17 protein-coding genes are annotated in these 25,575 nt (G+C 32.0%); 10 read left to right on the forward strand and 7 right to left on the reverse strand.

From position 1 onward, the window contains the following. Window positions 1-25: 25 nt before the first annotated feature. From Q0845_RS06270 to Q0845_RS06300, 7 genes are all read right to left on the reverse strand, one after another. Entirely contained in the window at window positions 26-577 is a 552-nt protein-coding gene (locus Q0845_RS06270) for a TIR domain-containing protein (RefSeq protein ID WP_298510798.1), read from the reverse strand. Between the two features lies 1 nt (window position 578). Next, window positions 579-1,112 carry a TIR domain-containing protein gene (locus Q0845_RS06275; protein WP_298510800.1) on the reverse strand — a complete coding sequence of 178 codons (534 nt, stop codon included), beginning with the start codon at window positions 1,110-1,112 and terminating at the stop codon, window positions 579-581. A 3-nt stretch (window positions 1,113-1,115) separates the two neighbouring features. Beyond that, a complete protein-coding gene (locus Q0845_RS06280) occupies window positions 1,116-2,111 on the reverse strand; it encodes a caspase family protein (RefSeq protein WP_298510803.1) in 996 nt (331 codons plus the stop codon). Next, the gene (locus Q0845_RS06285; protein WP_298510806.1) at window positions 2,108-2,896 is read right to left on the reverse strand and encodes a hypothetical protein; all 789 of its coding nucleotides are present in this window, start codon (window positions 2,894-2,896) and stop codon (window positions 2,108-2,110) included. Before Q0845_RS06285 ends, Q0845_RS06280 begins: the two co-directional genes overlap by 4 nt. A 188-nt stretch (window positions 2,897-3,084) precedes the next feature. Next, window positions 3,085-3,723 carry a response regulator transcription factor gene (locus tag Q0845_RS06290; protein WP_298510809.1) on the reverse strand — a complete coding sequence of 213 codons (639 nt, stop codon included), beginning with the start codon at window positions 3,721-3,723 and terminating at the stop codon, window positions 3,085-3,087. Window positions 3,724-3,752: 29 nt separating this feature from the next. Continuing rightward, complete coding sequence (locus Q0845_RS06295; protein WP_298510811.1) at window positions 3,753-5,711, reverse strand: sensor histidine kinase; 1,959 nt, start codon at window positions 5,709-5,711, stop codon at window positions 3,753-3,755. A gap of 228 nt (window positions 5,712-5,939) precedes the next feature. Then, the gene (locus Q0845_RS06300; RefSeq protein ID WP_298510814.1) at window positions 5,940-6,143 is read right to left on the reverse strand and encodes a hypothetical protein; all 204 of its coding nucleotides are present in this window, start codon (window positions 6,141-6,143) and stop codon (window positions 5,940-5,942) included. Between the two features lie 515 nt (window positions 6,144-6,658). Between Q0845_RS06300 and Q0845_RS06305 the strand changes: the two genes are divergently transcribed. The 10 genes from Q0845_RS06305 to Q0845_RS06350 all read left to right on the forward strand — a co-directional run bounded on the left by Q0845_RS06305 (window position 6,659) and on the right by Q0845_RS06350 (window position 25,440). Continuing rightward, window positions 6,659-7,894 carry a hypothetical protein gene (locus Q0845_RS06305; RefSeq protein WP_298510817.1) on the forward strand — a complete coding sequence of 412 codons (1,236 nt, stop codon included), beginning with the start codon at window positions 6,659-6,661 and terminating at the stop codon, window positions 7,892-7,894. 5 nt (window positions 7,895-7,899) lie between these two features. Next, window positions 7,900-9,156, forward strand: coding sequence for a tetratricopeptide repeat-containing protein (locus Q0845_RS06310; RefSeq protein ID WP_298510820.1), 1,257 nt, complete (start codon window positions 7,900-7,902; stop codon window positions 9,154-9,156). Between the two features lie 278 nt (window positions 9,157-9,434). Beyond that, a complete protein-coding gene (locus tag Q0845_RS06315; protein ID WP_298510824.1) occupies window positions 9,435-10,127 on the forward strand; it encodes a hypothetical protein in 693 nt (230 codons plus the stop codon). Between the two features lie 301 nt (window positions 10,128-10,428). Continuing rightward, window positions 10,429-12,285: a tetratricopeptide repeat protein gene (locus Q0845_RS06320; protein ID WP_298510826.1), complete on the forward strand. Its 1,857-nt coding sequence runs from the start codon at window positions 10,429-10,431 to the stop codon at window positions 12,283-12,285. A gap of 311 nt (window positions 12,286-12,596) precedes the next feature. After that, the gene (locus tag Q0845_RS06325; protein ID WP_298510831.1) at window positions 12,597-19,517 is read left to right on the forward strand and encodes a hypothetical protein; all 6,921 of its coding nucleotides are present in this window, start codon (window positions 12,597-12,599) and stop codon (window positions 19,515-19,517) included. 32 nt (window positions 19,518-19,549) lie between these two features. Continuing rightward, window positions 19,550-20,371 carry a T9SS type A sorting domain-containing protein gene (locus Q0845_RS06330; RefSeq protein WP_298510834.1) on the forward strand — a complete coding sequence of 274 codons (822 nt, stop codon included), beginning with the start codon at window positions 19,550-19,552 and terminating at the stop codon, window positions 20,369-20,371. A gap of 95 nt (window positions 20,372-20,466) precedes the next feature. Next, window positions 20,467-21,291, forward strand: coding sequence for a TonB-dependent siderophore receptor (locus tag Q0845_RS06335; RefSeq protein WP_298510836.1), 825 nt, complete (start codon window positions 20,467-20,469; stop codon window positions 21,289-21,291). 3 nt (window positions 21,292-21,294) lie between these two features. Continuing rightward, a complete protein-coding gene (locus Q0845_RS06340) occupies window positions 21,295-22,641 on the forward strand; it encodes a TonB-dependent siderophore receptor (RefSeq protein WP_298510839.1) in 1,347 nt (448 codons plus the stop codon). 4 nt (window positions 22,642-22,645) lie between these two features. Next, a complete protein-coding gene (locus Q0845_RS06345) occupies window positions 22,646-24,091 on the forward strand; it encodes a DUF3526 domain-containing protein (RefSeq protein WP_298510841.1) in 1,446 nt (481 codons plus the stop codon). A 2-nt stretch (window positions 24,092-24,093) separates the two neighbouring features. Then, on the forward strand, window positions 24,094-25,440 hold the full coding sequence (locus tag Q0845_RS06350; protein ID WP_298510844.1) for a DUF3526 domain-containing protein: 1,347 nt from the start codon (window positions 24,094-24,096) through the stop codon (window positions 25,438-25,440). Window positions 25,441-25,575 lie beyond the last annotated feature (135 nt).

A 25,575-nucleotide genomic window follows, 5' to 3' on the forward strand; every position in this document is an offset into this window, starting at 1 on the left:
AATTTTAAGAGTAAACATTTGATTATCAATACTCAAAATCAAACAACTCCAATAACCAATGTGAATTATTCTTCATTTTATTTCTAGTGTTATTTATGAGAGAAGTATTTTTTCTCATACGGTTCGCTATTACTAGTTTCCTAATTAGATTTTTAGTATCGAGAACACTGTTCCAATCCATTTTTACGACATATCCTGAGTCAATATTATCCTGAAGGCGCTTTGGTATACTATGTTTTTTTATTCCTGGAAGAAAGATGGCTAAAATTCCACTAGGTCTGAATCCTTCTCTAAACCGAACATTCTTATTACGATATCCTTCTAAAGAAGCCCATATTTCCCAATCTACCCATTTTCTCCTTCCTGTATTCTTTCCTATCAAAACAATCGTTACAGAACAATGATTCATTCTATATTTAATTCTATCGTAAATTTGTTCTTCATCTCTATAACTAATATCTCTATCAAGTCCATAATCAGAGACTTTTATAAGTTGATATATTTCTCTTATTTTTTTTACATATTTGAAATCATCTTTATGATAATAACTTATAAAACAATTGAGTCTTTTATTCATTTCAATTACATAAATTTTTATCCATCTGTTTTTTACTATTCACTCGCTCATCTTCATGAGATGTACGTCTGTAAAAGGCATTATTGATAATGTCCTTCATTTCCTCGATATCTTCCGTCCAATCATGAATTGAAGCATATCCTTCTCCATTTTTTTTGAGATTATCAGCTAAACGATCAGGTATATTATTAGGATTATAGTTTTCTTCCAATCCATAATCGGAATGTGATGGCAATCGGATACCTACCAATCCCGCATAAATACCTCCTACTTTATGATTTAACGCCGCAGCTATTTCCCAATCGACATGCTTTCGACATCTCGTTTTTTGACTTATTAATACAACTAAAACTGTGACATCTTTCAAGTAGTCTTTTTGAATTAATTCTTTTGTATATTGATCATGATTATTAACATCGATATCTTCAGCACGTACAGATTTATTGACAATGATATCTTCAAATAATTCTTCAAATTTGTTTTTATAATCTTCGTCTTTATGGTAATAACTGATAAATGTTTTACGCTTTTTCATCTTTTAGATTTTATTCTTATCAACCATTTTCCAATAATAACGGCCTAGTCTACTAAGCTTACACGAAGTGTTATTTTTAGCTGCATTGTACAAGTACTTTTCTCCAACAGGAACTAAAAGTCCAAGTGCGTAATATTCACGTAGATGTTTCATTTTTTTGATATTTTTTCTATCTGTAGATCCCAAATCTTCCTCATAAGATCGGTCTAATGGAAAATTATACTTGGCATTTGGAAAATATTCTGTAATCTTACGTAGTGTCTTTAGTCTAATTTTCGGATACGCTTTTCGAAGTGAAACCATTTTTGAAACATGCGATTTAAATATTGGTCGTTGTTCCCAGGTATTTAACAATTGATCAACGTAATTATAAACTCCCGAAACATTGATGTTTCCTAAAATATCTGCAGCACCTCCTTTTAAAGCATTGCACAAAATAGACGTAAATAGTCCTTGGTTATTTAGTTTTTCAATAGAATACTGCGTGTCCCTACTAGATGTTAATATAGAGACGCCTTCACGCAATATTACTTTGCGCCCGCCAAGCTCTTTTGAGTTCCCCAAATGTCCACTATGACAACAATCTAAAATTAAAATAACTTCACGGACTTTTGATGAGTTCGCCATCGTAATGATTTCGTCAAGTGAAACACCTTCTTGATACTTTTCAGCATCTTGAGTTACCAAATAGCTCCCAATGTCATTAGTATTACCATGACCTGAAAAGTACAACACCGCAATCTCTGCTTCTTGATATAGTAAATTGTATATCTGTTTCTTTAATCTTCTGGTTGTAATCTGTGTTTTAGGATTGTGTGTATCTTTTGAAATCATTAATCTGCAATCAAAATTTACATTATTATCTTCATGACGATTTAAGACCTTAAACATATTTTTCGCATCATTAATGCATCCGTCTAACGGACCTCTTTCGTAATGATTAATTCCCACTATTAATGCTCTTCTCATGGCGCCGTTTTTTATAATTGATTTACTCATTTTAGGTATTGTTTTAAATCTACAGACTCTAATTTCAATTTATAGGAATCATCATTGTCTAGTAGTAAAGAATCGTTATCAAAAAGGCCATCTTTTTGGAAAAATTTCTTTTTGAAACGCATCACATCTACAAAAACTGTAACATCATCAGACCATTCTTTGATAAAAGCACTTCCTTTTTTCTTGGTGATGTTAATATTTGCAGCTACGTCTAATCCCAACGCTCCAGACTTAATGTTTTTGATATCTCCGCCAAGTTCTAATTGAAAGTCTTTTGAAGTAGATTGTACGACCATAGCTTTTTTTGCTACGGTTACAGCTGTAACCAGATACGTATCATCCCAAACTAACTGTTTACCGTTATCATTGATTTCACTCTCTAGATTATGAATATTATTTAAGGATTGCTTTGTACATTCAAGTGCATGAAAAAATATAGATCCTTTTTTTGAAAATGATAATTGTAGTTTTCCACTTCCCTTAGGTGTTTTTTTCAGTGTTGTATCTATAGTTCCTCCTAAATTTGTGTCTATCTCAACAACATTTTTACTTGTAAACTGATATGAATCTGCGCTTTCTGAATCAGAAGTTATATCACAAGTTATATCTAAACTTTTCAAGTCGGTAATTTTTTTGAAGCTCCCAAAAGGAGCTATTTTGAAGATTCCTTTTCCGTGTGGGAATTGGACAATATCGCCAACTTGAATTTTTTCTCCGGGAAGATAAACAGCTACTTTACCAAGCTCTTTTGCGATTGTTTTTGAATATTGTATTTGTAGTGACATAAGCGTAGTTGTTTTTTAAATTGTACACTACAAATCTCCTACAATAGTAACTAGAAGAAAACATCATTAATGTTGATTTTCTCAGATACTTTTTATCCTCAATTCTGAGGATATAATATATGCATAAACTATAAAAATCCATCGAAGTTTCGATGGATTTTATATTCCTTCACATACCCAAATTTATATCACATATATCCTTTTTCAAAAGCATAACGAACCAATCCTTTAGAACCTCCATCGACACCTGTCTTTTCAATCAAGTTTCTTCTATGGGTTTCTACTGTACTGTGTGCAATACAAAGTTCTTCCGAAATTATTGGTGTAGTTTTCCCCAATGCGATGAGTTTTAAAACTTCAATTTCTCTTTTAGTAAGTTTTACATTTTTTAATTCGTTATCTTTTTTGCGTTGACTTGATCTGAATGTTTTTTCTACTTCCCTACCAAAAAACTCTTCGCCATCAATGATATATTTTATTGCCAACACAAGTTCTTCTTTTCCTTTGTTTTTGAGGATATAACCATCAGCTCCAATCTCAATAACACTCCGAACAAATTTCTCTGTATTGTACATTGATAAAATAAGTACTTTAACATTTGGATGTTTTTCTTTAATCTTTTTTGTTGTTTCAATCCCCGATAACAAAGGCATTTCGATATCGAGTACAACTAAATCGACTTCCGTTTTTTCAAGAATTTCTAAGACTTCATTACCGTTCAACGCTTCGCCTACGATTTCAATACTTTCTTCTTGATTTAATAATGATTTTAATCCATCAATAACTATTTGATGGTCGTCAGCAATGACTACTTTAACTTTTTTCATGTGTTTTTTTAATTGATGATAAAATTTATTTAGATGGGAATATCTATATTAATAGTAGTCCCGTTTCCTTTATTTGAATCAATATGAAAGATGCCTTTCAAAGCATCTACCCGAGATTCAATCCCTTTTAGTCCCATACCTGTTGATGCATTATTTTTAGAATTTTCAAAGCCAATTCCGTCATCAGTTACGGTCAAATTAATTTCGCTTGTTCTCTTTACCAGTTGCACAATTACTTCTTTAGCTTTTGCATGTTTTATAACATTATGAATGAGTTCTTGCGTAATTCCATAAAGTTCCATTTCAAGATTATTTTCAAGTCTATCGTCAAGTCCGTGTGTAATGACTTCAATTTGAAATGTATTGGTTCCTTGTATTGTATTTTTAAGATCTTCTAAGGCTGCAACCAAACCAAACTTTGTCAATACGCCAGAAACCATATTATGTGCAATTTCCCTTACTGCATTACAAGCTTCGTCCAATAACGCATTTGCTTGTGTATATTGTTTTCTATTTTCTTCTTTTAGCTTATCTAAATTATCTTCTATCGATTTATAATTGAGTTTCACCATAGAAAGCATACTTCCCAAACGATCGTGTAAATCTTGAGCAATTCGTTTGCGTTCACTTTCTTGTCCGCTAATCATTGCTTTGATAGATTTCAGTTCCTGCTTTTTTAGCAATTCAATATTTTTCTGAATTTCAGATTCTTTTTCTTTTTTAGATCGATACGCATAAAAAACAGCAAAAAATAATAAAGCCAATAAAACGATTCCTCCTATTAGCGCAAACATCTGTGTGTCTTTTCGCCTACTTTTTTGTTCTTCTACTTCTTTCTCCTTAAGTAAAAAATCATTTTTCTCTTTTTCTTTTTCATACAGCTCTGCATTCCTAAATTTTATATCAATACTATCTCTCAATTCAATATGTCGCTCATTAAACAAAGAGGCATTTTTATAATCGCCTAAATGCTCATAGGTTTCTGCAATTCCCATTAGAATATTCAATCGATCTAAATCTTTATTATACTTTTTTGCCAATGCATAACTTTGATTGTAAAATTTTAGAGCTTCTTGATTTTTATTTTGTTTTCTATTAATAATTCCTAAGTTTAGATATGTATCTAAAAGTTGAATTTCATTATCATTTTCTTTAGCAGTTTCAATGCTTTTTAGAAAAAACTCTTCTGCTAACTCAAATTCTTCTTTTTCCTGATGCACTACACCTATGTTGTTATAAATAGCTTCTTTACTATTTAAATTCAAGGAATCTTTGATAGATAAACTTTTGTGATAAAAAATAAGAGCACTGTCAAGTTTTTTCTCCTCCGCAAAATTTACACCCATACTCAAATAAATACTAGCCAACGATGAATAGTCTTTTAATTTCTTATTTAAAAACTCGCTTTTATTTAAGTATTCTCTAGCTTGATGTTTCTTTTTTAAGGTAGTATATAATTTTCCTATGCTTAAATATAAATCTGCTAAGCTAGCTTCATCTCCCATTTTTTCATGGATTTTTATACTATTATGATATGCTCTTAAAGATGCTGAATAGTCATTTACATCTTCATAAATAGTAGCCAAGACATGATACGTTAATGCGAGAACTTCTTCATCATTAATTAGCAAACAAGTTTCTAAAGCTCCTTTTCCATGTTGTATAGCCTTCTCATACACTCTCATTTCTTGATAAACTTGACTTAATTGAATGTTTGTAAAAACGATTCCTCTTAAATTTTTATTCTTCTCTCTAATGTTTAGAGAAGCGAGATAATAGGTTTCGGCCTCTTGATAGTTCTCTTTCCTTTTTTCTAAAGAACCTAACCTGTAGAGACTTTTTGACAAACCTTTACTGTATGAAATTTTTTCACTAATTCGTTTTGCTTCACTAGCATAAAAACGTGCGATAGAGTCTGTATATTTATATTTAGATGCAAGCCCATTTAGATAATTAACCTTAGTGGTATCATCTTTCTTATTTTTCAATTCTTCAAATATATCAGTATGTTGACCAAAGCTTATTTGTACAACAAAAAACATAGCAGTAATCAAAAAAATAGTGTGCAGGCTTTGATTTATTTTAAAATACATATTTTGATATCTAGGTATTAAAGTAATGGTGTTTAAGCATTTTTTTTCAAAAAAATAAACGTACATCTTTCTACTAAGGTAAGAAAAATCTACGTTTACATCATCTAATGTTCTTTTGTAACATTAATCTCCGTCGACAACTACTCTTTTAGGAGGATCTTGTGAGTTTTTAGTTGGTGGGTCTGGTCTTGTTTTACCACCTCCATCATTACCCGTATTGTCGATAAGATCTATTTGTCCCGTTTCATTTTCATCAACAAAAGTCATTTCTTGTGGTTCCTTTTGTTGCTTTTTAGTTTTGTTTTTACTCTTGTAATTTTGTTTCATATTGCATTACGTTTAGAAATTCTTTACAAATCTCTTCTCTTTTTAGCTATCATACAATCGTCAAAACATAGGTATTTCTCTCCTCATTTCTGAGGATATAAATACAGCATTTCCAATGATTGACCAGAGTTATCATTTACTACATCTTTGTATAAATTATTAAGACTATATGAAGTGAGAATGCTTTATATCATTTAAGACTGAAGATATTTAATCAAAGAATAAATCTGGTAGTATCACTAGTACATTGACTAGAGAAATAGGAGATTTTAAATATGATAATTTGACGACTACACCTTGACTGCACTATATCAAATACAATGTCTTATTAGATGATAATGAGTTCATTTATTTAGGTTTTAAGGACTTGATGGAAAGTCAGGTTCATTCTTCAAGAGATATGACCCAGTCTAAAAATAAAGAATTGCTTTATAAAATGGGTTCAAAGCCAGCTAAAAGAGAGGTTAAAGTTGAGCATTACAAATAGAATATAAATATTGTAATAATAGATTTCTATGAAAAAATCAATCTTTGAATCACAATTTGGTAGCGGAAAAATAGGGTTCTTAATACGTAAATTCGAAAATCGTCCAGACCGGAATCAGTTAGTCGAGTTAGTAAAAGACTGTTTTTTAGAAAAAGGCCTAAAAATTGTCGATGCATTGGAGTACACTTTCCATATACAACTATGGGAAAACATAAAAACATATATGGAGCATTGTAGTTTTGGAGTCGTAATTATTGACAATTTAACACCCAAAACAGATAATAATTTTAATCCTAATACCTTCTTAGAAATAGGTTACTTATTAGCATTAGGAAAGCCGATTTTGATATTATTACAAAATAGCTTGGAACAAAAAATTCCAACCAATATCAAAGCCTTTATATATACAACATTTGACTCACAAGATGTTCATAATGAAAATATTAAGAACATTGTGTTTGAATGGATTGATAAATCACAAGCAAGTCCAGGTTATTTATCAATTTATTTTGAAAAAGATAATGCCGATTTGGATATGATAAAAAATCTTAAGGTTTTTCTCTCTGAAGTTAAATGTTCTACCATAAGTGATCGAACAACCGAACCTTCTAAAAAAGAAACTAAAGGCTTAAAATCTGCTTCTGGATTTTTAAAAATTGAATTTAAAGTGAATGATTACAAAAAAGCATTTAAGTTCATGGAAGATTTTAATGCGGGTTATTATAAGCATGCAATAGAAGTTCAAAAGTATATTAGAAAACTTGATGTAAAAAAGTATTCTGCATTTATTGAAGGAACAACTCCAATCTCAATCATTCCAATCAATCATGAAGAAATCATTTATTGTCCAAGAGTATCTATAACTGGGTATGAGAGTGAAATAGTATATGCTACTGAATTATTTGAAAAAAAGAAAACTTCAAATGTTAATGAAATTGAAATTGTTATTCTTAGACCTTTTGGTGGCGATAAAGGCTTTCTTTATGTATCAAACTACATGAAATATTCTAATGCTTTTCCTATAAAGATTTATCAAAGCAGAAAAGATAATATTCCTAGTTTGCCCATTGCTGCAATAGATATTCTTTTTTTAATCATTCACAGGTTCGTTATTACAGAACAAATGCTAACTCACAACCAACAGGATAGAACCGAGTATTTAAAAGTTATTGACCTTCACATCGATAAAGTAAAATATATTATTGAAAAAGGAATACAAATAGATGAAGGTATCTCTAGAAATATAAAACTTTTTAAACGTTAAATATTATGAAAAAAACATGCTTTGTGATTATGGGATATGGAAAAAAACCAGATCCAGAAACAAAAAGAATTATAAACTTAGACGAAACTTTTACCGAAATAATAAAACCTACATTTAACAAACTCAAAATTGAGTGCTTCCGATCTTCTGACTTAAAAGAAACTGGAACTATTGATTATAAAATGTATGAATATATTTTAAAATCTGACTATGTTTTAGCTGATATTTCAACCTTGAACGCCAATGCTGTATATGAACTTGGTGTAAGACATGCTCTACGACCAAACACAACAATTATCATTGCCGAGGACAAACTTACAATCCCTTTCAACTTAAGTCATGTAAAAATCCATAAATACAAACATTTTGGTAAATTTTTAGCTGCTAAGTCTGTTAAAAATTTTAAAAAATATTTGAAAAATTTAATTCTCAATTTAGAGAATAAACCTCTTGAAACTGATAGTCCTGTATATACTTTTCTACCTGCACTAAATCCGCCAAGTTTTACAAAACAAGAAATGAGAGAGATAAAAGAGAGCTTGAACAAACCAGATTCGATATCTGAACTAATTGATCTTGCAGAAAGTAAAAAAAATAAAGGAAAACATACTTCAGCTATAAAATATCTGAACCAAGCACTGAAACAAGTTCCTAACAAACATGATAGTTTTATTATTCAGCAATTAGCTTTAAACACATATAAATCTAAAGTTCCCAATGTTGTTGATAGTTTGTGGAAAGCTCAAAAAATACTTAAAGCTCTTTCGCCTGAAGAGACTACCGATCCTGAAACTTTAGGACTTCTAGGCGCTATATATAAAAGACTATATCAAGAATTAAAAGAAGAAAAATATCTTACGAAATCGTTGCATTATTATGAACGTGGTTATTATATAAATCAAGTACAAGATTATTATGTGGGAATAAATGTTGCATTCTTATACATATGGAAGGCGTCTATCAGTAAAAACAAAAAGCTAAGTCGTTATGCAAACTACGGACAAGCAATTAAGATTTGGAAAGAAATCATTCAGAAATGGGAGAAAAAAATAAACACTGAATATTTTGAAAAAAGAGGCGATAAAGTCTGGATATATCTAACATTAGCCGAAGCTTATCTTGGAGTTTCTAATGAACAAAAAGAACAAGAATACATCGCGCTAGCTTCTAAGATATCGAATGTTGATTTTGCCTTAAACAGTTATAAAGAACAAAAAGAAAAACTGACACACATGCTTGAAAAACTAAAAAAGTTGCAATAAATAGAGAAATCTAATGTAAAAACTATGATGCTACTACTCGTCTCTTTAAAATTAATCACATTCATAATTATAATAATAATTGCAGCAGCTAAACTTAATCGAAAGTATAAAAAAGCAATTTCAAAGAAGAATCTTTCTAAAAATATTATGGAAAAGACACTTCTTAATGATGTGGCCAATAAATTAAGATGGTATAGAAACAGCTTATATATTGCTATTTTCATAACATTGCTGTCTATTTTCATTTTTACTTCAGTAAGAATTTCAACAATAAGATTATGATTACTGTTATATCTGCTATCATGTTTCCTTCTATTCTTATAATTTTCATATTGCTGGGATTGAATGATAAGTATAATGTTCTAAATCAACGAAAGGCATTAAAAACTACTTCATTTACAAAAATTAAAGAAGAGAACAAGCCTTTTTATCTTTATCTAAGAGCATTTGAAGAAGATGGTGAAAAATATCTACCAAGCGGCGCAAACATATATGATGTGTATGAAATAACAGGAAAAACATTAGAATCTGAAATTGCAGATGCATTACCAGATAAACTTTTAATTACTGTAGGTAGACCCAATGAAGAATTCCCTTATTTAGGAGCCACAAGATTATATATTGAAGAAATTGACTGGAGAGAAAAGGTCGAATGGTTAATTACTACAGCTACACTTATTTTTATAAAACCATCTAACACAGATGGATTGCAATGGGAATTAAAAACTATTTTAAAAAAGAACCTAATTCATAAACTTGTAATTTCTCATCAATTTAGCAATTTTAGAAGTAAAAAACTAAATAAATTCTATTATAATGAGTTGAAATATAGCTTGTTATTTATATGTGATATTGAGATGAACAATTATCGTTCAAGATCAAAATACAGTTATTTTACGAAGGACTTACAACACCACCAAACAAGATCTTTAAACAAAATTCTGTGTACTTTAAATACGAATAATAGGTAATAGATAACGATGCTTTTCGATGCGAAACGGTGATTGAAAAAGGTGCTTTTTATTTTTTCAGGTTTGATACCATTTTTTGTAATAAATGTTCTCTGTCATCTAAAATTTAAATCAAATTATTTTTATCAAATATTGTTATTTCAGAAAGCAATAACTGTAGTTACATTGCTTTTCTCAATTTACGCCAGACTCTTAAAAAAACCTGAAAAATAATCAACTCATAGCAATTTTATGAAGATGTTACCTATTTGTTACCTTTTTTGGTTCTTAGTTTTTTCTTTATTTTGTAAAAAATTGAGGTATGCTAAAAAAAGTAGTTTGTGTTCTCGTTCTCGTTTGTACCATTAGTATTGGATTTTCACAATCCAAGATAGATTCGCTTAAAACAGTTTTAGAAAAAACTACTGATGATCTAAAAAAAATAACCGTACTTGATGACTTAACTCAAGAATTAGTTCGCAATAATAATGCAGAACAAGAATCATATCTTAAAGCGTATCTAACCTTAGCAAAAAACCTTAAAGAATTTGATTTAATGGCTTCAAAATCAAGATTCTTAATTCAATTTTACATTTATAAAGACCAAGCTACTAAAGCCAAAAAATGGTGTGATTCTATACTGCATTTTAAGCCGTTTTTTAAAAAAGAAAGCTCCGAAGCACATGTACTCTTAAAGCGCGCTGCTATTTTTTACGATCAGGAAAACTATGAAGAAGCCATCAAAGATTATGACAAAGCCACAGTTTTATTTATGGCATCAAAAGACTCCATTTTTGCGGCTGATGCTTTGTTTTTTAAAGGACAAGCAGCGTCTGACAATAATCAGTTTTTAGAAGCACTAGATAGTTATAAAGAAGCTTCAAGCCTTTATGAATTGTTAGGCGATCAGCAATATGCCATTTTAGCTGGAGCTGAATTGACTTCGTTATACAATAAAAATGGGTTTATCGAAAAAAGCATTACCATACGTGAACGATTGATAAAAAAGGCTCGAAATGATAAGGATTATATTTCATTAGCTCAGCTTATTGGACAAAATATTAATAGTTATTATAAACTTGGTGATTATGAAAAAATGAAGGTAAACATAGATGCTTTCATTTTGATAAAGGATAGTTCAGATAGTCAATCACTAAAAGAATATTCGAAATCATTTGCCACCATCTATAAACTATTTTATGCATGTGGAAAGAAAGATAAAACAACCGCAAAAGAATTGATGGATGCTTTATTACTAATTTCAGACAGCGACAATGTTTCAAAATATATTCAAAATGATATTTTAGAAGCGAAAGCCGCCTATTATCAACTCATCGAGAATGAAGAAAAACTCATACCAGTTTTACAATCATTAGTGGCATCTACCAATACAAATCGATTAAACTCACAAATAAAGGCAAGATCTAAATTGGCTGATATCTACAAAAAAAATGGGCAATATTTGAAATCGATTGAGTTAAAAGATTACAATAAAAAACTGTCAGACTCCATGAACAGTGCCCAAAAGAACAATAGATTTCTGTTTTATCAATCGCAATTTGAAGCCGAACGTAAGCAACGTGAGCTTTTGGAAAAGGATGCAAAAATTCAGCAACTACAGATAGAAACAACAAAACGTAATACACTTATTGTAGCGATTGTTTCAATTTTTATGATTGCCATTGCCTATTTCTACTTGCGAAACCGACAAAAAATAAAAGAACAAGCCTATCAAAATATTCTGCTCAATAATAAGGTTGCCACAAAAACGGAGGAGATTAATGAATTATTGACGGAAACTATTCAACACATAAAATCTAAGGAGCGTATTGCTGAGAATCTTCAAAAACTATCTAATGAAAAAGAAGGCATTACACTAAAAAGTATTATTGCCGATTTAAAAGCCAATAAGGCAGATAATGCAAAACTCTTACTCATTAAACAAAACATCGAGCAAGTTAATTTTGAGTTTATCAAAAAACTCAAAGAATTACATCCTGAACTCAGTAAGACAGACATAGAAATTTGTTCGTTGGCACGCATAGGATTAAGCCGAAAAGAAATAGCGAATTTAAGAAATACCTCTATAGATGCCGTGAAAATGTCACGCATTCGCATCAAAAAGAAGCTCAACTTAACTACAGAGCAAGGTCTCGACGACTACATTAATTCACTGTAAGTCAATACATTAATTTTTTGTTACCTCATTTGTTACCTATGAAAATAGGGACAATTCCTCTTTCCTATTCTACTTTTGAGTTATAGGTCATTCGCGCTATATGCTAATGTACATACTATACAAATGAATTCAGTTAATGAGCAAAAAGACAAAACATAAAAGTATAAACAAAAAAACAACGTGTTTGAATATTCTCAAACATCAGTATATGTTTTTGAAAAATCATTTAACAGAATTAAATCAACTCAAAGAAAAACTTAACAAACTAAAAAAATGACTATCACAAGTCAGCACATAAAAATTGATGGAATATGAAAACTAAATTACTACACCTACTTTTATTTACATTTTTTACTATTTCAAATTATTCGCAAACGTACACTTCAATTCCGGATTCAAATTTTGAATCGGCTTTAGAAGACTTGGGCTATGATAATATTCCAAATGATGGTCAAGTGCTAACTGCTACTATTGAAACTATCATCGATTTAGATATAAGCAACCAAAATATTTCTGATTTAACTGGTATAGAAGCGTTTCGAGATTTACAGAATTTAAACATAAATGACAATTCCATAACTGATCTTGACTTAACAGGCATTTCCAATCTATTTGCATTTCAAGCGAAAAATAACGGATTGAGTATACTCGATGTTTCTACTCATAGTAATCTGAATCAGTTACAGCTAGATGATAATAACCTTAATATGTTAGACCTGAGTAATAATGGCAGTTTGATGGAGCTCTCGTTACAGGATAATACTTTTACAAGTATACATCTGAGTAATAATAGTCAGTTGCAAACTTTAAACCTCACGAATAACAATCTCCTGAGCATTGATGTAACGAATAATACGATGTTGTCACAAGTGTTTCTAAATAATAATATGCTCACCGAATTAGATGTGAGTAATCTATCCAATCTTACTACGCTGGAAGCAGAAAACAATATGTTAAGTATTCTCAATCTTAAAAATGGAAACAACACGAATATTGCAAGTCTCAATATTGATAACAATCCTGATCTTTTCTGCATACTTGTAGATGATGTAATCTTTGCTGAGTCAAATTTTTCAAACGGCAATCCTAACCTCTACTTCACTGAAACTAGTTGTTACACAGCTATTCCCGATGTTAATTTTGAAACTGCATTAGAAAATTTAGGCTATGACGATATTCCAAATGATGGACAAGTGCCTACAGGATTGATTTTTCAAATAAGTGATTTAAACATTATGAATGCTTCTATTCAAGACTTGACAGGAATTGAAGATTTTGTGGCACTTATGAATCTTACTGTTGATGGCAATTCAATAACACAATTAGATCTTACCAATAATACTTTTTTGCAAAATTTAGAAGCGCAAAACTGCAGTATTCAAACTATTGACATTACTGGATTATCAAATTTATCACAGTTACTATTAGCAAATAATACACTTACAAGTTTAGATTTGTCTACAGTTTCAGCACTAAATGTTATTGACCTTAGTAGTAATAATCTTGATAATTTAAATCTCAAAAATGGAAATAATAGTGCGATCTCTGAGTTAGATCTACGCTCCAACCCAAATTTGCAATGTGTTCAAATTGACGATTTAAACCTACTGAATAATTCTAATGTCATTTTTGACAGTCAAACAAATTTTACCACAGAAACCTATTGTAATTATACAGCTATTCCTGACGCCAACTTTGAGTCAGCTTTAAATGTATTAGGGTATGATGATACGCCAGGCGATAGCCAAGTACCTACAGTATTAATTTCAGGAGTCACCAGTTTGGATGTCATGAATGCTTCCATCACAGATTTAAGTGGAATAGAAGACTTTGAATCACTCACAACACTTCAGATTACAAATAATAACATCAACACGTTAGACCTCAGCAATAATGCACAGCTACAAACCTTATTGGCAATAGACTGTAACATTCAAAACTTAAATCTTGATGGGTTAACAAATCTTACGCAATTAACATTACAGTTTAATTCATTGACTAGTTTAGACTTATCTACAAATACTGCTATAAGTTCTATGAATATAAGCAGCAATGATCTTACCTATTTAAACTTACAAAACGGAAATAATTCTGTTATTACCTTGCTTGATATACGATTCAACTCAAATTTAGAATGTGTTTTAGTGGATGATTTAAATGTATTGACTACTGCAACTGTGTATAATGATAGTCAAACAAACTTCACTACTACAAACTATTGCGATTATACTGCGATTCCTGATAGCAATTTTGAAGCAACCTTAGAAACGCTAGGATATGATGATATTTCTGGTGATGGACAAGTGCCTACTGACTTAATCGAAACCCTAACAACCTTAAATGTTAGCAGCAAAAATATTTCTGATCTCACAGGAATTGAGGATTTTGTAGCATTGACAGAACTAAATGTTTCCAACAATAATTTGACAACTGTATCACTAACTACACTCACCAATCTTGGAATTTTAGATGCGGAAGCCAACGCCTCTTTGACGAGTTTGGACGTATCAGGAAATACCCAATTGGAACAACTTATAGTAGAAGATTGTGCTTCATTAACTACTTTGAATCTGAGCACAAATATTATATTAGAAGACTTAATCGCTAACCAAACTAATCTATCTTCTATCACATTTGGGAACCTAACAAATCTATCAAGCATTGATTTTAGTGGAAGTAATTTAACTAGTTTAGATGTATCAGCACTTACAGCGCTAACAAGTCTGGATGTGAGAGGCAATCAATTAATCAGTTTAAATATTGCCAACGGAAACAATACCAATTTTACTAGTTTTGATGCAAGAGATAATGCAAACTTAAAATGTATAGCCGTTGACGATCCTACTTTTGCTACAGCAAATTTTGCAAACATCGATGGACAAACTACATTTCGACAAACTAGTTGTTACACTGCCATTCCCGACGCCAATTTTGAAGCAGCACTTACAGCATTGGACTACGACGATATTCCTAATGACGGTCAAGTACCAACGCAACTAATTGAAGGTGTTACAAGTTTAGATGTCAATTCGTTATCCATAGCAGATTTAACAGGAATAGAAGATTTTGCTGCATTAACATTCTTAAATGCGAATAACAATCTACTCACAAGTTTAGATGTCACCGCAGTGATAACGTTGGAGACATTATTAGTATCCACAAACAATCTTACATCAATTGATCTCAGTACGTTGACACAGTTGACAAGATTTCAAGGACGATTGAATCTATATACATCTTTAGATTTTAGTAATAACGCACTATTAGACAATTTAAATGTGGATACCAATGCCAACCTCAGCAGTATTAATATTTCACAAAACCCACTCATTGATCGTTTAGATATTTCTGAATGCGCATTCACTAGTTTAGACATTTCAGATTTAACAAACTTGACATATATTGATATGGCAAACAACAACATTAGTAGCATTGACTTTACGAATAATACTGTATTGGAGAAAGTCTATGTTTCCAACAATCCATTAGGAAGTATTGATGTAAGTAATCTCACGTCGTTAACGAATTTCTTTGCTATCAATGCACAACTAACCTCGCTGAATGTTCGAAATGGAAACAACACGAATTTCAACGATTTTAACGCAACTAACAATCCTAATTTAACCTGCATTCTGGTAGATGATGCCACATACAGTACGACAAACTGGACTAATATTGATGCTACTGCAAGTTTTACATCCACAGATTACTGTAGATATACAACCATACCTGATCTTAATTTTGAAACAGCTTTAGAAAGTTTAGGCTATGACGATATTTCCGGAGATGGACAAGTTCCTACAGCTTTAATTGATAATATTACTTCGTTGAACATTCAAAATCAATCCATTTCAGATATAACAGGAATAGAGGATTTTACAGCATTAGGATCTTTACGTTTTACAAATAATCTTATTACAACTATTAATCTTTCTAACTTAACAAACCTGACATTTCTTTGGTGCAACCAGAACCAACTTACAGCGTTAGATCTTTCTAACAATACAGCATTAACCTTTGTGAATGCCAGTGAAAATTTAATCAGTAATTTCAACGGTGCAGGCTTAAATCAGATGAATAATTTGTTATTATGGTCTAATCAATTGTCTAGTATAGATGTAAGTGATATGACGGCATTGACTAATCTTGACATTTTTGGTAATCTATTAACAAGCTTAGATATTTCGAACAATACCTTAGTAGAAGAAATAAATATTAGAAATAATAGTATAACAGCATTAGACCTATCGAATAATGCAGCACTTAGAATAGTTGATGTAAGAGAGAATAGTTTGGTTAACTTCAATCTAAGAAATGGTAACAATACCAATATAACAAGTTTTACAGCAACTTCAAATCCAAATTTAACATGCATTCAAGTGGATGATGCAGCTTACAGTACCACAAACTGGACAGATATTGACGCACAAACCAATTTTACAGAAACAGAATATTGCCGCTACACTACGATTCCAGATGCTTTTTTTGAAGGTACTTTAGAATATTTAGGCTATGATGATATTTCGGGCGATGGACAAGTACCTACAGAACTTATTGAAGGCATAGTCAACTTATCAATGATTAATATGGGGATAGCAGATCTTACTGGAATTCAAGATTTTGCAGCCTTGGAAGATTTAAACGTTGCAGGAAATTTCATTTCTACATTAGACCTTAGCGCAAATACCAACTTAATCAAAGTTAATTGCCAAGCAAATGGAATTACAACTATAAATCTTAATGGTTTGACAGCATTACAAGAGTTTGATGGTGGTTTTAATAGTTATGAAATACTAGACGTTTCTACAAATATAAGTTTGACAAAATTGCACTGTAATAATACTGAAGTAATGACACTTGATATGAGTCAACTTATAGCATTGACCGATTTAGATTGTAGTGCCAGCTTATTAACAGCTCTCAATGTTAGAAATGGTAATAACACAAATTTTACCAGCTTTGATGCAACTAACAATTCTAATTTAACCTGTATTCTGGTTGATGATGCGGCTTACAGTATTGCTAACTGGACTAATATTGATGCTACTGCAAGTTTTACATCCACAGATTATTGCGATTATACGGTTATTCCAGATAGTAATTTTGAAGCAGTACTGGGCTTTTTAGGTTATGATGACATTTTTGGAGATAGCCAAGTACCGACTGAAGTTATTGAAAATGTTACAACATTAGATATTTCAAACAGTGGTATCACAGACTTAACAGGTATTGAAGATTTTACCATGCTTGAAAACTTAAACATTCGCGACAATAATGTTGCTACTATTGACATCTCTCAAAATACCGCATTAAAAAGTTTCAATGCGGTAAGTAATAACCTAACAGCTATAGACATTACAAATAATCCGCTCATAGAAGACATCAGAGTAGAAGTGAATTCCATAACCAATATCGACTTAAGCAATCAACCCAACTTACTAATTCTTCAGATAGACAGAAATAACCTGAATGCAATAGATCTTAGTGCAAACACACTACTTTCAAGATGCCGATTGTACTCTAACAATCTTACGAGTCTCGATCTATCCAATAACCCTTCACTTATTGAAATAACTGTACAAGGTAACGATCTAAACTATCTTAATATGCAGAGCGGTGGAAATACGAATGTAACTAATTTTAACGCTGCAGGTAATGCAAATTTGACATGTATTCTAGTTGATGATGCAGCCTACAGCACAACAAACTGGACAAGTATTGACACTCAAACGAACTTTATAGAAACGCAGTACTGTGAGTATACTAGCATTCCAGATACTAACTTTGAAGCAGCTTTAGAAGCCTTGGGTTATGATGATATTTCAGGTGATGGACAAGTACCAACAGATTTAATTCAGGGTGTTACGAGTTTAGATGTGAGAGAATCCAACATTAGTAGTCTTGTAGGTATAGAAGACTTTATTGCACTTGAGAATTTAAACATAAATGGTAATAATATCAATCAAGTTGATCTTTCAAATAATACCCAACTCACAAGTCTAAAAGCAATACGCAATAATATGACTGCGCTAGATATTACAAACAATCCTCTAATTGAAGACTTAAGAGTAGAAATAAATCTTATTACCAGTATTGATCTTAGCAATCAAACCAACTTACGCATTCTTCAGATTGACAGAAACAATCTTACTACGTTAGATCTTACTGCCAATACTATGCTTTCTAGATGCCGAGTAGATATCAATAATATTACTTCTTTAGATTTATCAAATAACCCTTTACTTAATGAAATCAATGTACAAAATAATAACCTGACATACCTTAATGTACAAAGCGGTGGAAATACGAATGTAACTAATTTTAACGCTGAAGATAATACAAATTTGACGTGTATTTTGGTTGATGATGCAACCTACAGCACAACAAATTGGACAAGTATTGACGTACAAACCAGTTTTAGCGATACCAATTGTCCAGTAGACTTTAGTATAGCAATTGATGTGTATTTACAAGGCGCTGCTTTAAATCCAAATACAGGTGAAGAAAACCTCATGCGTGACGATTTACGTGTGGCAGGATACTTACCAACTACGAGTCCGTATGCAGACGCAATTACCTGTGAAGCAACAGTATTTAATGTTACCGGAAATGATGCTATTGTCGATTGGGTTTGGATAGAATTACGAGACGCAACCAACAATACAACAGTTTCGCATGCGCGCTCTGCCCTACTACAACGTGATGGCGATGTTGTAGCTGTAGATGGCGTTTCTCCATTAGATTTCTTCACGTTAGAAGATACTTACTATGTAGTCGTACATCATCGAAGTCATTTGGGAATCATGACAGGAACAGCAATGACATTTATTACGGGTAGTACAAACACAGTAAATCTTAAAAACTTTAATAATTCTGTACTATTTGGAAGCAATCCTCAAACCGATTTCGGAATGCCTGTAGAAATATATGGAATGTGGTGTGGAAATGCCAACAGCGATTCCGTTGTTCAGTACTCAGGTACGAGTCCAGATACACCTGCCATATTATCGGAAGTACTCAATGACTCAGGAAACTTCTTGAATTTCCCAACTTATAGCGTTACAGGCTATAATGCAAATGATGCCAATATGGATGGAATCATTCAGTATTCAGGAACTAATCCTGACACACCATTTATTCTACAAAACGTATTAGCGCATCCTGGAAATTTCCTAAACTTTAGTACCTATGAAATCATAGAACAATTACCAGAAAATCTAATACAACAATAAACCTACAAACAAAAAAGACAAGTTATACTATTATGAAAACACAAAAAATAACAATCTTAATTCTAGCCATCATTGCATTATGTACATATAAAGCAAACGCACAAGACGGATATACATACACATTAATTGACAACGGTTCATATAGTTTTACCATTGCAGCAGTTCCAAATACGAGTTCAAATAATTTTGCGACTTCTGTCCAAAGTTATGGTTTCACCATCATCCTACCAGATGGTGTTACTGGGAGTGTTACGGCTTCTTTAGGTGGCGCTGCTTCTGCAACCTTTTTTGACGGAACAAATGTTGCACAACCAACTATTGATGGGTATTTAATAACAGAAACCTTAGGAAGTCCAGCTTCTTTGACTGCTCCATCTACTGGCACAACTTCCAATATTGTGACCATTCAAATTAATGGAGCACCAACATCTGGAAGCATGTATATTTTAGAGAATAATTCTGCTTTAGCGACTACAATAACGCCATTAAAAAGCTTTATGCAAGCAGATATGGTAGATAACGGAATGGCAGAATTCGTAAATGTAGTAGATCCGAATGCTACAGCAGTTTCGGGAATGTCTTCCTTTGATTTTTCAACACTTTCCGTAGAAGAAACAAACGAATTAGCTGCACTTTCTATCTATCCAAATCCTGTAAAAGATATCATTCACATCACAAATGCAAATACTGATTTGGTAAAAGCAGAAATTCACAATTTGAATGGGCAATTGATACTTTCTAAAGAAAATAACAATTTTGATAAAGTAGACGTAAGTAGTTTACAAAACGGAATGTACTTTTTGAAGATTTACGCTCAAAATGCTAGTACAATCAAAAAGTTCATCAAGAACTAGAGCGTTAGTTGTTAAATACTTTTCTAAGAGGCTATCCAAATATTGGGTAGCCTTTTTTTAGTTTGATAAATGTTTTATAAGAATCTCTGGAAGCCATGCAATCAGTAGAAGTGATTGGTAGAAAACGAAATGATTATAATAGCGAATATTCGTTCTCGGCGACTAAAGTAGCCATTCAAAATAAAGAGTTACCACAAGCCGTTGCTACTGTTACCAAAGAACTCATCGCAGACCGACTAGCGTTTCAATTACCAGATGCCGTAAAAACGGTTAGTAATGTTTCCGTAACTGGATTATACAATCATTATAACATTCGTGGTATTACGCAAGCTGATGATGGACAAGTATTAAACGGAATGCGTACACGTCAATATTATTTTTTACAACCAATAACATCGCACTTAGAACGTGTAGAAGTGATTAAAGGGCCATCTTCCGTTACTTTTTCTAGTGCTGATCCAGGAGGAACTGTAAATATGGTAACTAAAAAACCATTACTAGAAAAACGTAGTGAAGTGTCTTTATCTACAGGAAGTTTCGGTACCATCAGAGCTACAGCCGATTTCACAGGTCCATTAAACGAATCAAAAACTTTATTATACCGTTTTAACGCTGCTTTTCAAGAGGCAGACTCCTTTAGAGATGTTGTAAATAACAATGCACTTTTAATTTCGCCATCGTTGAGTTATATCCCAAACGAAAATACTTCACTTAATGTGGAAATGATTTACAGCGATTCTGAAGGGAATTTAGATAGAGGACAGCCAATTTTTGGTGCTATTAATGGTGAATTTGATTTGAATAGTACGCCAATTACCAGAAATGTGGGTGCTTCAAGTGACCATTACAAAAACAAAGAGTTCATTTTTATGGCAAATTTCAGTAAAAAGTTTGCTGAAAATTTTGGTTTCAATGCGTAATACATGAAACAAACTTGGGATGAAGATTTAGCCGAACATAGAGTTGATGGAACAGCGGTGGATATTGACGGAAATGTAATTCCAACACTTGCAAGAATGCGATATGATGAAAGACAACAATTCTGGGAAACAGATAATTTCAGCACCTATTTTACGTATGATATTGAAAAAGAAAACATTACTAACAAAATATTAGTTGGGTATGATGCAACGCGTTGGGAACGAAAAATTGGAGCTGGATTCCTCCGTGCGAGACGCTATTTGACTGTAGATGGTGGACAAGCAAACTTTGACGCCAGTAACCCAGGGAATTTTCAACAAATGACTGTAGATGGTGTCACAATGCCAGTGCCAGCGGTTCCACATTTTAATTTAGAAAATCCTTTTAATGGAGCCAGAAATACAACAGGTTACAACCTTGCAGAATTGTCAATTCCTGCAAATTTGACGACTTCAAGTGGGATCTATATCCAAAATCAATTCAAGATTGGGAAATTTTCTGCTTTAGTAAACTTACGATATGAATGGTTCTCAGATATCTTTAATTATGAAGGAGACGAACAAGAGTTTAAAACCAGTGCTTTTGTACCAAGAATTGGTTTAACCTATGAAGTTACGAATGCTATCAGTGTGTATGCTACGTATCTGGAAGGATTTCAACCACATACAAATACAGTTTCATTATCACCAACTGCGGAAGGTTTCTTTTGGTCTGCATCACCAAGTAGATTTGATCCTTTAGAAAGTAGTTTAGTAGAAATTGGAGCAAAAGGAGAATTCTTTAACGGAAAAGTATTTGCAAACCTTGCCATTTTTGACATCACTCAAAAAAATATTCTACTGGGAGACACTTATGATTTAGATAATCTCTCCACAAGAGGTGAACAAAGAAGTCGTGGTTTTGAAATGGACATTTCTGGTTACGTATCACCAAATTTTCAATTAACGGCTTCGTACGGTTTTACAGATACTGAAATTGCAGAAGATGCTGTAGAAGAATTTATTGGAGAACGCATTGGAGGCGCTCCACAGCATAATGCAAATTTTTGGGGACGCTATGATTTTATGAATACAACCTTAAAAGGCATCGGAATTGGTTTTGGTGCGCAATATGTGGACGAAAGATTTACTTGGTACAATCCTACGTATTCTATTGATAGAGTGCTTCTACCATCATATACCGTATTTGATGCTGCGGTATATTACAAGCCAAATAATACAGGCATCCAATTGACACTTAAGTTAAACAACCTATTTAATAAAACGTATTGGTTAGGAGGTTTGAATCCATCAAGATTAGGTCCTGGTGCACCAAGAAATGTATTGCTTAATGCAACCTACAAATTTTAATTGAATGAAAAATAATGCTATTATTTTAATTGGAACACAGTTTTTCAAAAAGACCTTTTATACCAAAGGTCTTTTTGTACTGTTATCAATTTTTCTTGCTGTTTTAGTATATGTTACTATTTCAGGTTGGAATGCGTATGAAGCAAATCATCATGTTATAGAACATCATCAAGAATCATCGAGAAAGAGTTGGGATGAAAATCCGGATAAACATCCGCACAGAATGGCACATTTTGGCACATTTGCTTTTCGTGCTCAACATCCTTTAAGCACTTTTGATTCCGGAATAGAAAGTTATACTGGAAATTCTATTTTTTTAGAAGCGCATCGACAAAATACAGCAAACTTTTCGGAAGCTAGTTTGTCCACAGGATTGGTACGTTTTGGTGATTTAAATATTGCCATGTTATTGCAATTAATCTTACCATTAATCATATTTTTTATTGGCTATGCTTCCGTCACGGCTGAAAGAGAAAATGGTACGCTTAAAATAATGTACATCCAAGGAACACCATTAAACAAAGTCCTGTTGGGCAAAGCATTAGGCTTGTTTCTTGTCTCATCACTTTTTTTCTTACCATCGCTAATTGCTTTGTGGAGTATTTCACTCATAGAAGACCATACCATGAATAGCGCAATCATTATTCGATCATTATTAATTAGTGCTGCGTATATACTTTTCTTTATGACTTTATGTTGTATCACAGTTATCGTTTCTGCTAAAAGTATAAATTCCAATAGTGCTTTACTGAGTTTGTTAGCAGGTTGGCTACTATTTTTTATTATCATTCCGAAAACTGCTCAAGTCATTGGAAACTCCTTATACCCTAACCTATCAAAAATTGAGTTTAAAGCTGTTATTGAAGAAGAAGTTACAAAACAAGGTGACAGTCACAATCCTGATGATCCATATTTTAATGCTGTCAGAGATTCTGTTTTGAAAGCTAATAATGTAACCGATGTAAAAGATTTACCTTTTAATTACAGTGGTTTTTTAATGAGCAAAGGAGAAAAGCAAACTGCTATTATTTATAATGATCAGCATAAAAAACTGATTAAAACCTATGAGCATCAAAACAGTATTACAGATAATTTAGTGCTTATAAATCCGTATTTAGCAATTAAAAATCTTTCGATGAGTTTATCGGGAACTGATTTTTACACCTATACGAACTTTTTGTCTCAAACGGAAAAGTACAGATACCAACAATCGCAATATTTGAATGATTTACAAATGAAATTCATTAGTAATAAAGCAAAAAGTAGCGAAGGAAAAATCAATGTAGTAGACAAATCGTACTGGAAATCAGCGCCAAAGTTTTCATATCAATATGTATCAATATCTGATACTATATACAATCAAATTACAGCCATCATTGCACTTATCATCTGGTTGTTACTCACCATTGTATTTATCACAAAGTTTTCTAACCGTTTTAAAATTATTTAGTCATGTATCCATTATTAATCAAACATTTCTTTAGATCAAAAACAGTATGGTTGGCTTTTGGTATTCTCATGTTTCTAGGAGTTTTAAGCATCAGTACAGGAAAACAATTTTTAAATCAAAAGCAGGCAACCATCGCAAAAACTGCTGAACAACAACAAAAACATATAGAAACGCAGACAAAATTATATGAAGATGACATAGGATTGCTGTTATACTATTTAAAATTTTCCTTTGTAAACCCAGTACAACCGTTGGCTGGAATTTCTATGGGACAAAGTGATGTAAATTCACATATTCAAAATGTGAGCATCCTAAATTTAGAAGGACAAAAATATGATACTGATTTGGTGAATCCAATGCGATTGCAAGTCGGAAACTTAGATATTAGTTTTCTCATCATATTTCTCTTCCCATTAATCATTATTGCTTTAAGTTTTAATATCCTTTCGGAAGAAAAAGAAAAAGGAACTTGGAAAATGATCACAACACAAGGAATATCGTCATTCAAATTTTTATTGAAAAAGCTATCGATAAGAGTTGTGTTTATTTATATCGTACTAAGTATATTATTACTCTTATCGAAAATCATTTTGGGTATTCCTTTCACTATTAACTTTTTATACATCGTTATTGTAAGCTATTTATATGTTCTGTTCTGGTTTTCCTTATGCTTCTTTATCATTCTTTTAAGAAGATCTTCTAACTCAAACGCTATTATTTTATTGTCCTGTTGGTTAATATTGGTAGTCTTTTTGCCTGTTTTGGTGAATAATTACGTAGCCAATACATATCCTGTTGAAGAAGCTTTTGCAATGACCATCAAACAGCGAGATGCCTATCACACAAAATGGGATACTGATAAAAAAGCTACCATGGAAAAATTTTATAATCATTATCCTCAATTTAGAAAATACCAATTAACAGAAACTGGTTTTTCTTGGCTTTGGTATTATGCTATGCAGCAAATGGGAGATGACGAATCAAAAGTAGAAAGAGATGCAATGTTCGATAAAATCAAAAAAAGAGAGGAATTGAGCGCTAGCATAGCCCAATTTTTTCCACCACTACAAGTTCAATTATCTATGAATAGTATTGCTAACACTGGCTTATCAAACCATATAGCGTTTTTGCATGAAACGACAAATTTCCATGAAGACATTCGCTTACAGTTATATCCTAAAATATTTGAAAATCAGCCAGCTTCTAGTGTCAATTGGCAAGAATATAAACCTATATTTTTTAAACCTCAGCACAGTTTTAATATTCTAAAAAGTGTGTTTTCTTTACTGCTATTGACCTTGATACTTATTGGCTTGGGAGTTTTTAGAAATCTAAAATACTTTCGTTAACAATACATGAAAAAAATAATGCTTTAGAAAATTTGATCGTAAAAATTCGCTCTCTAAAACAAAATAAACTCCTCATAGTGGGGAGTTTATAAAAGAGTGAAAGACCGGGTTTTCTTCGTCTGCGCTCAGCATAAA

It is taken from the genome of uncultured Kordia sp., assembly GCF_947489565.1.
Taxonomy (GTDB): domain Bacteria; phylum Bacteroidota; class Bacteroidia; order Flavobacteriales; family Flavobacteriaceae; genus Kordia.

What these genes read in the sequence shown, in the direction of transcription:
- Q0845_RS06280 (WP_298510803.1), bottom strand. Translation starts at nt 2,111, where the DNA reads ATGAGTAAATCAATTATAAAAAACGGCGCCATGAGAAGAGCATTAATA.
- Q0845_RS06340 (WP_298510839.1), top strand. Translation starts at nt 21,295, where the DNA reads ATGAAACAAACTTGGGATGAAGATTTAGCCGAACATAGAGTTGATGGA.
- Q0845_RS06335 (WP_298510836.1), top strand. Translation starts at nt 20,467, where the DNA reads ATGCAATCAGTAGAAGTGATTGGTAGAAAACGAAATGATTATAATAGC.
- Q0845_RS06330 (WP_298510834.1), top strand. Translation starts at nt 19,550, where the DNA reads ATGAAAACACAAAAAATAACAATCTTAATTCTAGCCATCATTGCATTA.
- Q0845_RS06345 (WP_298510841.1), top strand. Translation starts at nt 22,646, where the DNA reads ATGAAAAATAATGCTATTATTTTAATTGGAACACAGTTTTTCAAAAAG.
- Q0845_RS06275 (WP_298510800.1), bottom strand. Translation starts at nt 1,112, where the DNA reads ATGAAAAAGCGTAAAACATTTATCAGTTATTACCATAAAGACGAAGAT.
- Q0845_RS06325 (WP_298510831.1), top strand. Translation starts at nt 12,597, where the DNA reads ATGAAAACTAAATTACTACACCTACTTTTATTTACATTTTTTACTATT.
- Q0845_RS06305 (WP_298510817.1), top strand. Translation starts at nt 6,659, where the DNA reads ATGAAAAAATCAATCTTTGAATCACAATTTGGTAGCGGAAAAATAGGG.
- Q0845_RS06310 (WP_298510820.1), top strand. Translation starts at nt 7,900, where the DNA reads ATGAAAAAAACATGCTTTGTGATTATGGGATATGGAAAAAAACCAGAT.
- Q0845_RS06285 (WP_298510806.1), bottom strand. Translation starts at nt 2,896, where the DNA reads ATGTCACTACAAATACAATATTCAAAAACAATCGCAAAAGAGCTTGGT.
- Q0845_RS06320 (WP_298510826.1), top strand. Translation starts at nt 10,429, where the DNA reads ATGCTAAAAAAAGTAGTTTGTGTTCTCGTTCTCGTTTGTACCATTAGT.
- Q0845_RS06315 (WP_298510824.1), top strand. Translation starts at nt 9,435, where the DNA reads ATGATTACTGTTATATCTGCTATCATGTTTCCTTCTATTCTTATAATT.
- Q0845_RS06270 (WP_298510798.1), bottom strand. Translation starts at nt 577, where the DNA reads ATGAATAAAAGACTCAATTGTTTTATAAGTTATTATCATAAAGATGAT.
- Q0845_RS06290 (WP_298510809.1), bottom strand. Translation starts at nt 3,723, where the DNA reads ATGAAAAAAGTTAAAGTAGTCATTGCTGACGACCATCAAATAGTTATT.
- Q0845_RS06350 (WP_298510844.1), top strand. Translation starts at nt 24,094, where the DNA reads ATGTATCCATTATTAATCAAACATTTCTTTAGATCAAAAACAGTATGG.
- Q0845_RS06300 (WP_298510814.1), bottom strand. Translation starts at nt 6,143, where the DNA reads ATGAAACAAAATTACAAGAGTAAAAACAAAACTAAAAAGCAACAAAAG.